Origin of the sequence: Streptomyces sp. NBC_00659 (genome assembly GCF_036226925.1) — a bacterium.
GTDB lineage: Bacteria > Actinomycetota > Actinomycetes > Streptomycetales > Streptomycetaceae > Streptomyces.
Genome location: NZ_CP109031.1, coordinates 5,105,776 through 5,117,555, shown reverse-complemented (window position 1 = coordinate 5,117,555; position 11,780 = coordinate 5,105,776). Strand labels below are relative to the sequence as shown.

Annotated in this window: 9 protein-coding genes and 1 pseudogene; 1 reads left to right on the top strand and 9 read right to left on the bottom strand. The window is 73.7% G+C overall.

From position 1 onward, the window contains the following. Nucleotides 1-16: 16 nt before the first annotated feature. Genes OG410_RS22185 through OG410_RS22160 form a run of 6 tightly spaced genes read right to left on the bottom strand, consistent with a single transcriptional unit; the run spans nt 17 to nt 6,209 of the window. Nucleotides 17-442, bottom strand: a complete 426-nt coding sequence (locus OG410_RS22185; RefSeq protein WP_261704786.1) for a phage tail protein — start codon at nt 440-442, stop codon at nt 17-19. Between the two features lie 23 nt (nt 443-465). Next, nucleotides 466-3,501 (bottom strand): hypothetical protein, encoded by a 3,036-nt coding sequence (locus OG410_RS22180; RefSeq protein ID WP_329300798.1) that lies wholly within the window; start codon nt 3,499-3,501, stop codon nt 466-468. Between the two features lie 4 nt (nt 3,502-3,505). Continuing rightward, nucleotides 3,506-3,664: a DUF6760 family protein gene (locus OG410_RS22175; RefSeq protein WP_189151611.1), complete on the bottom strand. Its 159-nt coding sequence runs from the start codon at nt 3,662-3,664 to the stop codon at nt 3,506-3,508. Beyond that, a complete protein-coding gene (locus OG410_RS22170) occupies nt 3,661-4,155 on the bottom strand; it encodes a hypothetical protein (protein ID WP_329300795.1) in 495 nt (164 codons plus the stop codon). Before OG410_RS22170 ends, OG410_RS22175 begins: the two co-directional genes overlap by 4 nt. Next, nucleotides 4,152-4,592: a phage tail protein gene (locus OG410_RS22165; RefSeq protein WP_189151609.1), complete on the bottom strand. Its 441-nt coding sequence runs from the start codon at nt 4,590-4,592 to the stop codon at nt 4,152-4,154. Before OG410_RS22165 ends, OG410_RS22170 begins: the two co-directional genes overlap by 4 nt. A 60-nt stretch (nt 4,593-4,652) precedes the next feature. Further along, complete coding sequence (locus OG410_RS22160; protein WP_329300793.1) at nt 4,653-6,209, bottom strand: phage tail sheath family protein; 1,557 nt, start codon at nt 6,207-6,209, stop codon at nt 4,653-4,655. Between the two features lie 247 nt (nt 6,210-6,456). Between OG410_RS22160 and OG410_RS22155 the strand changes: the two genes are divergently transcribed. Then, nucleotides 6,457-7,929, top strand: coding sequence for an eCIS core domain-containing protein (locus OG410_RS22155; protein ID WP_443063779.1), 1,473 nt, complete (start codon nt 6,457-6,459; stop codon nt 7,927-7,929). 513 nt (nt 7,930-8,442) lie between these two features. Here OG410_RS22155 and OG410_RS22150 read toward each other — a convergent pair. From OG410_RS22150 to OG410_RS22140, 3 genes and pseudogenes are all read right to left on the bottom strand, one after another. Next, nucleotides 8,443-8,877 carry a hypothetical protein gene (locus OG410_RS22150; RefSeq protein ID WP_329304486.1) on the bottom strand — a complete coding sequence of 145 codons (435 nt, stop codon included), beginning with the start codon at nt 8,875-8,877 and terminating at the stop codon, nt 8,443-8,445. Between the two features lie 308 nt (nt 8,878-9,185). Beyond that, nucleotides 9,186-9,566, bottom strand: a pseudogene (locus OG410_RS22145) (eCIS core domain-containing protein); the annotation flags it as partial. A 179-nt stretch (nt 9,567-9,745) separates the two neighbouring features. Beyond that, entirely contained in the window at nt 9,746-11,779 is a 2,034-nt protein-coding gene (locus OG410_RS22140; protein WP_329304201.1) for an ATP-binding protein, read from the bottom strand. Nucleotide 11,780: the final 1 nt, after the last annotated feature.

Sequence of the window (11,780 nt, the reverse complement as noted above, 5' to 3'; positions counted from 1 at the left end):
GGTTGATGAGGGCGTGTCAGGACGGGCGCAGCCCCTCGTGGGCGATCTCCAGGGTCTCCACCGCGGCCTGCGAACTGGCGGGGTCGAAGGACGGCCCCTGCCAGCGCACCGGGACGATCCCGAACACCTGCCAGCTGATGATCTTCGTCAGGTCCGGTTTCAGGGCCACGATCTCGCCGTCCTTGGGCTCCACCCGCTTCAGCGTCTCGTCGAGCCAGCGGGCGATCTTCGCCGTGTCGGCGGTGACCGGCCGGGTGAGCGTGATGTTCGACCAGGTCACGCGTCCGGGCAGTTGCCAGGTGAAGCCGTTGTTGCCGCCCTCGGCGTAGCTCTCCATCTCCACCTCGGCGCCCATGCCGGAGCAGGTGTGGAAGGCGCCCAGGTCGTTGCCGCCGATCGCGAGCCGGAAGAACACGCTCGTCGCGAAAATGTTGTCCGTCATTCGTCCGTCATCCGTTCCGGCTCTCAGCGGCGTCCGTCGTAGGGGCGGCCCGTGCGGTCCCGGCCGCGGCGCAGCTCGGTGCGCAGCAGCCGGGCCATCGGGTCGAGCAGGCGGCGCGCCAGGTCGTCCAGGTCCAGGCCGGGGTCGTCCTGGGGTGTCTCGGTGCGGCGGGCCGCGTTCTTGCCGGAGGCGGCGGACGACGTGGCCGACGCGGGGGCCGCGGAGGACACGGACGACGACCGCTTCCGGCCGGGCGCCGGAACCTCCTTGGCCGGTGCGCCTGTCGGTGGTGCGGGGGGCGCGGAGGACGACCGCGGGCGGCCGCGTGCGTCGCGCTGCACCGCGAGTGCCGCCTCGCCGGTCCCGCCGGCCGTCGTAAAGGTCCTCGGCCGGACCACGGGGACAGCACCTCCCGGTGCCGAGCCGGCCGGCGGACGGTCCGCGAGCGGCGGCGCCTGCGGGCCGGTCACCGGCAGGGGCCTCGCCGGTACGGCGGCGACCGGGGCGGCCGGCCCCTGGCGGGGCGGCGCGGGCCGGACGACCGGGACGCGCTGAACGGGGGCCGGGGAGCCGGCCGTCGGCACGCCCGAACCCTCCGGTCCGGGGTGGTACGGAGCTGCTGCCCGCTGGACCTGCGGTGTGGCCGGGGCGAGGGAGGACGGGCCGGGCGCCGGGCGTGCGGGGGTCCCGGGGCCGCCCGGCGAGGGCACCGAGGTGCCGGACCGGCGCGCGGGCGGCTCGGAGTCGCTCCGGGGCGCGGCCGGTGCGCCGGGCCAGCGCGCCGCCACCACGGGGCGGCCGCCGGAGCGGGAGACGGCGGGCTGTGCCACCCCTTCCGGGGCACGGGTGTTCAGGGTGAGCCGACGCTCGGCCAGCAGCGAGAGGGTGCGGGGTGCCGACGGGGCGGAGTGCGCCGTGGAGCGGGTCACGGGGAGCCCGTGCGGGCCTGCCGGGCCGGAGGGCCCGGCGCCTCCGGTGCCTCGGGCCACGGCCCGGGCGACGACGACCGGAGTCGGGGCAGCGGGGCCCTGCGACCGGTGCCTGCCGGAGCCGGAGCCGGCTCCCGTGCCTTCGGCCGTCGCCCGCGCGACGACGGCCGGGCCCTGGGCGGCACGGCCCTGGACGGCGGCGTCTCGGGGCCGTCGCCCGTCGGCGCCCGACCCGCCGGGAGCCCGGCCGCCCCCGGTGCCGTCGGCCACGGCCCGGGCGACGACGACCGGGCCCGGAGCGGAGGGGCCCTGGAGCTGCTGCCCGCCGGACGTCGTGCCGGGTCGTGGCACGTTCCCGGCCGGGCCTTCCATGCCTGCGGCGCCTGCCGGACCGCGGGCCGGGGCGGCTGCGGACGCCGTCACCAGCGGTGTGGCGGGCCCGTTTCCGTGGTCCGCGGGGCCGGGCGGCATGGTGCCCCCGGTGGCGGACGGGTTCGCGAGGCGGCGTTGGACGTCGCCCGTCCCCAGCAACGGCGCGCCCGGCGTGCGGGGTGCGGCCTCGGCGGGCGTCCGGTCGCGATCCGGCGTGGGCGGCGCCGGAGCGGCACCGGACCCCGGGGCCTGAGGTGTCGTAGCGCGCTGGATGTCCGGACGACGGGAGGCTCGGGCACCGGACGCGGCGGTACCGGGCACCTCGGCGCTCGGCGGCAGCGCGGACAGTGGCGCACCGAGGCCGCCACGCGCGCGTGCCCCGCGGTTGCCGGGGTCGGGGGTCCGGCGCGGGACGGCGGGCGCCGCCCTCGTACCGGCGTCGTACGGTCCCGGAGTGCCGCTCCCGCCTTCCGCCTGGCGCTGGACGACGGGCAGCGCCGGACCGGTCGCGGATCCGGCTCCGGACGCGGGGGTGCCCTGCGGCAACGGTGTCGCCGTGGAGGGCAGTTCACTCAGCGGGGCGCCGAGCGGCCCCCGGCCGGCCTCGCGCGTGGCGGCGCGCTGCACGGGGGCGGACGCCGGGCCGGGTGGGTCGGGGGTGGTGGCGCTGCCGGGCGCCGGTGCGGTGGCGCTGCCGGACGCGGGCGCCGGTGCGGCGGCGGGCCGCAGGGCGGGAACCCGGCGCGCGGGTCCGGCGGGGCGCCGGGCGACGGTCAGCGCGGGCCCCACCGGGCGGAGCCGGACAGCCGGGTGGGACACGTCGGAGCCGGCGGCACGGGATGCCTCCGACTGCCCGGCTCCCCCGGCGGGCTGTGGCCGCGCTGCGGCGCGTTGGACGGCCGGTCCGGAAGGCGTACGGCCCCCGGAACCGGACGGTTGAGGGGACGGCTCGGCCGGGGCGGGCCGGGTCCTGGCGGCGGGCCGGGCCATGGCCCCGTCGGCAGCCGCGGGCGGGACCACCGCCACACGTCGTACCAGCGGAGTCGCGGGAGCTGCCGGCGTCACCACCGGGCCGGCGTCCGGCCGCGCGGAGGGTCGGGCAGCCGGAGGCGCCGAGGAGAGCACGGCGGGCGAATGCGCGGACGTGAGGCCGCGGGCCCGCCCGGCGTCGCCCGGACGGCCTTTCCCCGCAGTGCTGTTGTCGCCGGAACGGTCCCCCAGGGGTGCCGGGCCGGATGACCGCGCGAGGGGTGCCGGGCCGGATGACCGCGCGCCCGGACGTGTCCGGCGTGAGACCTGGGTTGCCGGCGCGGCCGCCGTGCCCTCGCTCTCCCCCGGCCAGTCCGCCCCCTCCGGACGCAGTGCCCGGAGCAGCAGCGGGCCCCCGGCGCTGTGGGTGTGCCGCGGGGCGGCGGCCGGGCGCGTGACGCCGCTCACCAGGCCGGCCGGGGCGGTGGGCAGCAGGGCGTGGCCGAGGCCGGCGTCGAAGGACGGGTTCTGCCAGGCGGCGAGGCCCGCACGGAAGGCGAGACCGTCACTGACGCCCAACGGGGCGCGGGACACGGTGAGTTCCGGCGCGGCGGTGCGGCGCCAGCCGCCGTCCCAGTCGCCGGGCACGGCGGAGCCCGGGTCGCCGCCCGCGGACGGCCCCGGGGTGCCGGTCACGGACGGACCCGGGGTGCCGGGCGCGACCGGCGACCCGGGGCCCGCGACGTCCGGCGCGGCGGCCCGGCGGCGCAGCCTGTCCCGCCATGCCATGTGCTCAACCGCCTTCGTTCACACGGGTGTTGATACGGGCGATCTCCGCCACCCACTGCCGGCGCTCGTCGTGGGTCAGGTCGAGGATCTCCTCGCGCCGCCAGTGGAAGTGGTAGGCGATGTACGCGATCTCCTCCCGGAGCCGGGGAAGGGCGTACGTCACGATTCCCCCAGGCGCCCACCCGAGAGGTCGACCTCGAAGCCACCCTCGCAGTGCGGACAGGTCACCGCCGCACGGGTGTGGCCCTCGCTGTTGACCCGGCGGTAGAAGTCCTGGAGGAAGGCGACGTCGGTGGCGTACATCCGCTCCACGATCCCGGCGTGCACATCGCTGATCGAGCCGATCCGGGTGATCACCTGGCTCAGCAGCACCACGCTCAGGTACGCCGGGTTCTCCTTGACCCGCAGGTCGATCTGCGGCCGCAGTTCGTCACGGGCCGTGGCCAGGCGCATCGAGCCGTGGCGGTGCACCGTGCCCGCCTCGTCGACGTACCCGCGCGGCAGCTCGAACTCGAACTCGGTGCGCAGCCCGTGGTCCTCGCGGCGCGGCGGAGCGGCGGCGGGAGGTGCCGCCGCCCGCTCCGACGTCTGGGCGGGCTCCGTCGCCTGGAGGATCTCCTCCAGGTTGCCCGCCGTCACCGTACGACGCCTCATTCGACGATGATCTCCTCGAACACGATCGTGACCGACTCGGTGGCCGGAGACGACTCGCCCGCCTTCAGGGACGGGCCCTCCCACTTGGAGGCCCAGCCCTGCATCAGCTGGATACGGCGGACCGTGTTGCCCTCGGTGTCCTTGATCTCGATGGTGAGGTTCTGCCGCGCGGAGTTCACGGCGCCGTTGTTCAGGGTCTCCTTGATCCACTTGGTGAACTCGCTGCTCTGGTCGAGTCCCCGGGTGATCGTGATCTCACCTGCCTGCCGGGCGCCGGGCTGCTTGCGGATGATCTGCTTGCCCTCCGCGCTGACCTGCTTGACCTCGACGACCTCCTCCTCGACGGTCAGTCCGCTGATCTCCTGGATCGACTCGACCAGATAGCCGCCGAGCTGCACGCCGAAGACGTGGGTGGAAAGAGCATCGCCCGTTGCCATGACTGTCTGTCACCTTTCCGTACGGGTCTTTTTTTTCTCTGCTTCTCTACTGACCCGCGGTCACTCGTCGATGAGGCTGGTGCTGTCGGAGAACTGGGCCAGCCGGAACACCACGAACTCCGCGGGCTTGACCGGCGAGACGCCGATCTCACAGATGACCCGGCCCTGGTCGATGGACTCCTGCGGGTTGTTGTCCCGGTCGCACTTCACGTAGAACGCCTCTTCGGCGGTGCGGCCGAACAGCGCGCCCCGGCGCCATTCCTCGGTGAGGAAGGAGGTGACGTTGCGCCGGATGCTGGACCACAGCCGGTCGTCGTTCGGCTCGAAGACCACCCACTGGGTGCCCAGCAGGATGGACTCCTCGAGGTAGTTGAAGAGGCGGCGCACGTTCAGGTAGCGCCAGGCCGGGTCGGAGGAGAGGGTGCGGGCGCCCCAGATGCGGATGCCGCGGCCGGGGAAGGCCCGTACACAGTTCACGCCGATCGGGTTGAGCAGGTCCTGCTCGCCCTTGCTGAGCCGGAGCTCCAGGTCCACCGCGCCGCGGATGACCTCGTTGGCGGGCGCCTTGTGCACACCGCGCTCGCCGTCGCTGCGCGCCCAGACGCCGGCGATGTGGCCGCTCGGCGGGACGGTGGTGTTGCGTCCGGTGGCCGGGTCGAAGACACGGATCCAGGGGTAGTAGAGGGTGGCGTACCGGGAGTCGTAGCCCGCCTCGTCGTTGCGCCAGGTGCGCACCTGCTGGGCGCCCAGGCCGGGCGGGGCGTCCAGAACGGCGACGCGGTCGCCCATCTGCTCGCAGTGCGAGATCACCGCGAGCTGCACGGTGCGCACGCCCTCGGCGTCGATGTCGCCGCGCTGATAGGCGCTCATCAGGTCCGGCACGGCGACCATGGTGATCTCGTCGATGGTCTCCAGACCGCCGAACCCGGTGCGGGCGGCGGCGTCGCCGACGTACTCCGCCGGGTTGAGGCGGGCCACCTCGCCGGAGCCGTTCGCGGCGGGCGCGGCCGGGGCGTCGGGCACGGCCAGGGTCTGGGCGGCGGGCCTGGCCTGGGCGGCGGCCTGCTGCTCGGTGACCTGGATCAGCTTGGAGGCGCGGGCCTGGTTGACCAGGTAGCCCTTGACGTTCTTGCGGGTGGAGGCCTCGTACGTCTCCGCGACCTGGTCGCCCTGGCGGACCAGGACCTTGAAGCGGTCCTCCGGCGTGTTCTCGCCGTCCGCGTCGGCGACCTCGACCGACACCCCGGTGACGCCCGGCCTGGCCGCGACGAGGAAGCCGCCGAGGGCCACCGGCTCCGCGGCCTTGTCGCCGCGCCGGCCGCCGTTGACCGACGGAGCGGAGGCGTCCTCGGCCTGGCCGCCGATCCGCACGATGTACGCGGCGCCGCCGCCGTTGGCGAAGTAGCCGTGGACCGAGAGGGGCAGATAGGCGCCCTCGGTGAAGCCGCCGAACAGCTGGGTGTACTGGTCCCAGCTGGTGACCAGCGTCGGCGTGTGGAACGGGCCGCTCTCGGCGAACCCTACGAACGCGGCGACGGCGGTGCCGACCCCTTCGATCGGTCGGGCACCGGACTGCACCTCCTCCACGTACACGCCCGGGGTGAGGTACGTCGGCATGCTTGCTCCTTCGCGTCCTGCGGGTCGGTTCACCTGTGTCCAGGGCGAGTCTGCGCGGGGATCCGCCGGGACGACAGGGCCGCGGGGACCTGGTGAGGGGCAGGATCACTGCCTTTCCCTGCCTGTGCGAACCGACCGGCCGCCGCCCGGACCTGCCCTCGTTCTGCCCGTACGGACCTGGACGTCCCGTTCGCGCGGGCGGTCCACTGGGGGCCGCGGCAAGGGTGCGCCAACGAGGAGGCAGCAGATGCGGAAGTCCGGGGCGCACGCCGAGCAGAACGAGGCACCGCAGCAGACGCGCGGCACCGCCGCCGCCCGCCGGGAGACGTCCGCGGGCAGCGCCGTACCGCCCCCGCTCACCGCCGACGCGCTCCGCGCGTCCCAGCGCGGCGCGGGCAACGCCGCGGTGGCCGCCATGATCGCCCGCCGGGTCCGCCCCACGGCCGCCCCGGAGCGGCCCGACCACGGAGTGAACGAGGTCCTGGGCTCCGCGGGCAAACCCCTCGCCGCGCCGGTGCGCCAGGACATGGAGTCCCGGTTCGACACCGACTTCTCCGACGTGCGACTGCACACCGGGGCGGCCGCCGCCCGTTCGGCCCGCGCCATCGGGGCCCGCGCCTACACCTCCGGCAGCCATGTCGTACTCGGCGCCGGCGGCGGCGACAAGCACACCCTCGCCCACGAGCTCACCCATGTCGTCCAACAGCGCCAAGGGCCCGTCGCAGGCACCGACAACGGAGCGGGGCTGAGAGTCTCCGACCCGTCGGACCGGTTCGAACGCGAAGCGGAAGCGAATGCCGGCCGGGTCCTGGCGGCCGGCCCCCAGGCCCCCACGAACGTGCCGCACCATGCGGTACCGTCACCCGCTTCCGGCTCTCACCCCTCCGTGCAGCGTGTCGAAAGCCCTCAGGACCGGCTGACAGTCGAGTACTGGGAGAACAAGGCGGGACTGGGCGCAGCCAACAGCCAAGCCGCAAAAGCCAAGGCCGCACAAATTGCCGCATCCAAGAAGAGCGCGAAGAAGTTCAAAGCCAGCAAGCCTCCGCGCTCGATAGATGAGATCGTCAAGACCGTCGGCCCCCGGCTTTTGGCCGATCTGGAGCGGCAGGGTGAGGACGCCGAAAGGATGGTGCTGTACCGGTCCATGAGTTTCGATGAGGCCTACAGCGCCCTTACCTACTGGGGCAACGAAGCCGCACGGCGCGACCTGCAAGCGTACATCGCCTCCGGCGAGGGCTCGGGAAAAGAGTTCCGGGAACAAGGGTTCACGGGCTTGACGATAGGGGCCCATCTCGGCGACCAGGGCCAGGCCGATGGGTACCACAACACCCAAGGTGATTCTTACGCGGTCCAGCTGAAGTTCACGCTGAAGCCTGGCGCCCACGAATTCCTCTTCAACCAGGACCACATGGCTCTCGGACCGGGCTATAAGAACGACCTGATCCGCGAGGCAAACAAAAGCGGCGGCGCATACAAGAACGCGAGCCCGAACGAGGGCACGCTGGGTGGGTACATCGGCGTGAAGGCCGAGGACAAGGAACCCTACAGTTTGGGCATCGCACAGGGGAACAACGGCAAAAACGGCAGGGAGCTCGGTGCGAGTCAGCTGCTTTTCCAGCTGTTCATCGAAAATGTCGAACTCGAGAAGAACAGGTCGGGGAAAGACCTGCCGACCGGTGTTCCTGCCTCGTCCCAGCAGGAAGAACTTGTGTCTGTGTGATGACAGGACGACCGGCGCACGCCGCGCGGTCCTGCTCGCCCCCGGCTCCCGGCCCCCGGCGCCTCCCGCACCGCGACGAGACCCGCAGTTCATCGGGCACGTCCCGCAGCTCGTGTCCGAGTACGACGCGGGAAGCCCGGCCGATCCGTCCCGGCCCCGGTCCCGGCCGTCACCGAAAGCCCTGACCCGCCGACCGCACCTCTGGCCCGGTGGCCGGTGACGGACACCGGATAAGGCCCGGACTCGCTCTCCAGGACCAGCCGTCCCAGTTTGCGGTACTCCTGCGCGACCGCCGTCACCAGCTGCCGCCAACGGCGCTGGATCGCCCGGGAGGAGCGCACGCGGTGGTACAGCCGTGGATCAGCAGGCGCACCATCAGCACAGCCGCGAGTCGTAGGGGTAACCGCGCTTCTCCGTGCGGTCGGCCAGGAGCGGCCCCACTGCCCAAGAGGCGATGGAGGGGCCCGGCATCGGACGCCGCGCACTGATCCGGCGAGAATTGTCAGACACGCCCTAGCCGCCCAGGTTCGTCAGGTCCACCGTCCACTCCCTGTCGCCTGCGGCCTGGTGGTCGATCTCCACCGCAACGTCCGGGTTCTCGGGGTCGAAAGCCGAGGTCAGCGTGTGCGTGACCACCGGGCTGGTCCAGGCGGGAAGGTTGGCGTTCCAGGCGCCCGTGTTCCTCGCCACCTTCCAGCGGAAGCTCACGCTGTAGGACTTCAGCCAGTATCCGGGGCTCATCTGTGCCGTCGTGCTGAAACCGGGGTCGTCGTTGAACGTGATGGAGTTCTGCTGGTCGGCGATGACCGCGTTGTTGTAGCGCGGCCTGTAGGGGCCGTCCTGCACCCAGTCCCGTTCGGAGGACCCCTCGCGAAAGCCGGTGGCGGTTCTGTAGATCTGCACGTTCTGGTCGGTGACCTGCTGCCAGAAGTGGTAGTTGCTGGACACCCGCTGAGGCGCGTTCGCCGGATTTTCAGCACCGCGGCCTGATGGAATCCGATGTTCTGGCCCGCGTCGAGCTGTTGGTTCGCCGGGCCTGTGCAGGAGGAGGCGAACGTCAGGGTCGGATGGTCGAGGTCGGGTGGTGTCTGCTGGCTGGATCGTGTGTTCCGGCGCGTCGGCGGCGGGCTGCCGCCCTTCAGCCCGGCGGCTTCCCTGTTCCGTTTGGCAGGCATCCGCTGTACGGCGTCAGCGGACGCGGGAGCCGCGACGTTCTCCTCTCCCGCGTGGTCCCGCAGCGGGGCGAGCGGTGTCGCGAGGGCGCGGGTCGCATTCGCCTCCGCCTCCCGTTCGAACCGGTCCGACGGGTCGGAGATCCGCAGCCCGTCGCCCTGATCGGTCCCGGCAACCGGACCCTTGCGCTGCTGAACGACATGGGTGAGCTAGTGGGCCAGGGTGTGACGGTCCGCCCCGCCCTCGCCGATGACGACATGGCTGCCGGAGGTGTAGGCGCGGGCTCCGATCTCGGCGGCGGACGCGCGGGCCGCCGCGCCGGTGTGCAGCCGTACGTCCGAGAAGTCCGCGCCGAGGCGGGTCTCCATCTCGGTCCGCACGGGCTCGTCCAGCGGCCGCCCGACGGAGCGCAGAACGCCATGCACCGACGAGCGCTGCACCGTGGGCTTCTTGTGGGTGTGCACCGTTGCCGGCTCCTTCCGCTCGTGGTCAGCGTGCTCAAAGGCGGAGGGGGCCGCCCGCCGTTCGGTCAGATCACGGTTCGACCCTGACGGCGGCCTCCTGAGGGAACAGTGCCGCGCGAGGGCACAGGCGCTGTCCGCCGAGGCGGAGTTCTCTGCCCGTTCGGGGTGGGCCTGCCTCCTCACGCCCCGACGGCCTCCGCCAGGTACGGCCCGAACTCGCCCTCCAGGACCAGGCGTCCGAGCTTGCGGTACTCCTGGGCGACCGCCGTCACCACCTGCCGCATGGTGAGCGGCTCGCCGGACTCCGCCGCGAGGTAGGCCGCGGTCACCGCGCAGGCGCGGATGGAGCCGCCGGCGAGTTCGAAGCGGTCCGCGCAGAAGGCGAGGTCCAGGTCGTCGGCCCGGGGCAGCCGCTCGCCCAGGCAGCGCTCCCACAGGGCGAGGCGCTGGCCGGGGTCGGGCACCGGGAAGTCGGCCACCACGTCGATGCGTCGGGTGAACGCCTCGTCCAGGTTGGCCCGCAGGTTGGTGGTCAGCACCGCGATGCCGTCGAAGGACTCCATGCGCTGGAGCAGGTACGCCGACTCGATGTTGGCGTGCCGGTCGTGCGCGTCCTTCACCTCCGAGCGCTTGCCGAAGATCGCGTCGGCCTCGTCGAAGAGCAGCACCGCGTTGACCGCCGATGCCTCGGTGAAGATCCGCTCCAGGTTCTTCTCGGTCTCCCCGACGTACTTGTCCACAACGGTGGACAGGTCCACCACGTACAGGTCCATGCCCAGGTCCGCCGCGACGACCTCGGCGGACATGGTCTTGCCGGTGCCCGACTCGCCGGCGAACAGCGCGATGACGCCGCGCCCCCGGCCGCCGCCGGGCCGCATCCCCCACTGCCCGAGCACCTGCTCGCGGTGGCGGGCCCGCAGCGCGAGTTCGCGCAGCCGCCGGTGGGTGGTCGGCGGCAGCACCAGGTCGTCCCAGCCGACGCCCGGCTCCACCCGGCGGGCGAGCCGGTCGAGCCCCGCGCCGTTCTGGGCACGTACGGCGGCGCGCAGGTCGTCGGCGCGGACCGGGCGGCCCGCGAGGGCGGCCGTACGCGTCGCCACGTCGGCGGCGCGGCGCAGCTGCCCGGAGTCCAGGCGGTGCGCGGCCACAGCCTCGGCGAGCGCTTCTACGTCGCCGGTCGCAAAGCCGTCACCCGCGGCATGGTCGAGGGCGTGCCGCCACCGCTCGGCCTGCCGTTCGGGCGAAGGCGCCGGCACGTTCAGGACGACGGGGGTGTCGGCCGCCCACAGCGGGTCCCAGGTGCCGGTGCCGTGCGTGAACAGGGGAATCCCGCGCAGCGCCGCGCACAACGCCCCCAGCGTCCGGGCTCGTTCGCCCGGTTCCGCGGGCAGCGACTCCAGCGGGCCGAGAACGACCCCGGCACCGGTCAGACGGGCTTCGAGGGCGGCGATCCGGGCGAGCTCGGGTACGTCTCCGGGGCGCCGGGCGAGGGCCACCGCGTCGAGGACGAGCGGGCGCAGCCCGGCCGTGTGCAGGGCGGTGACGGCCAGCCCCTCGGCGTCGCCGCCCCGGCTGCACAGATGGACGAGGCCCATGCCGGTCCCGGCCGCGGCCGCCGTCCGGTGGACCTCCGCCGCCTCGGCGGTCAGGTCCTCGCGGGCCTCGCCGAGCACCCCGGCGAGCCGGGCGTCGGGCCGCGCGTTGCCCAGCAGGTACGCGGTGACCCGGTCGGGGACCGCCAGCACCCGGGACAGCGGCGGCCGTTCCGGCTCGGTGACCTCCACCAGACCGCCCGCGACGAGCGGTGCCCCGGGGGCGAGCCGGAACCGGGCGGCTGCCGCGCCGGCGAGCCCGCACAGCTCCAGGGCGAGCCCGACCGTGGGCCGACGGCGCGTCAGGTCGTCGTTGAGATAGCCGTAGAGCCGCTCGAACCGGGCGTCCAGGTCGGGCGCCACCACGACCAGCAGCAGGTCCAGCTCCAGCGGGGACAGCCCGAACCGCCGGGCGAGGCCGTCGAGAACGGACCCGGCCGGCGGGCGCCACGGCTCCTGGCCGGGTACGTCGAGACCACCCGGCTCGTCCAGGATGCGGGCCACCGCCTCGGGGCTGAGGTACTGCCCCCGGTACGGGTCGTCGGGATCGGGATCGACGGCACGACGGACGGCCACGGCGTGCCGCACCCGCCCCTCGACCACGCGAAGTCGCGCCCACAGG

Coding starts and splice junctions, on each gene's coding strand:
- OG410_RS22185 (WP_261704786.1), bottom strand. CDS start 442: ATGACGGACAACATTTTCGCGACGAGCGTGTTCTTCCGGCTCGCGATC.
- OG410_RS22180 (WP_329300798.1), bottom strand. CDS start 3,501: ATGGCATGGCGGGACAGGCTGCGCCGCCGGGCCGCCGCGCCGGACGTC.
- OG410_RS22170 (WP_329300795.1), bottom strand. CDS start 4,155: ATGAGGCGTCGTACGGTGACGGCGGGCAACCTGGAGGAGATCCTCCAG.
- OG410_RS22165 (WP_189151609.1), bottom strand. CDS start 4,592: ATGGCAACGGGCGATGCTCTTTCCACCCACGTCTTCGGCGTGCAGCTC.
- OG410_RS22160 (WP_329300793.1), bottom strand. CDS start 6,209: ATGCCGACGTACCTCACCCCGGGCGTGTACGTGGAGGAGGTGCAGTCC.
- OG410_RS22155 (WP_443063779.1), top strand. CDS start 6,457: ATGCGGAAGTCCGGGGCGCACGCCGAGCAGAACGAGGCACCGCAGCAG.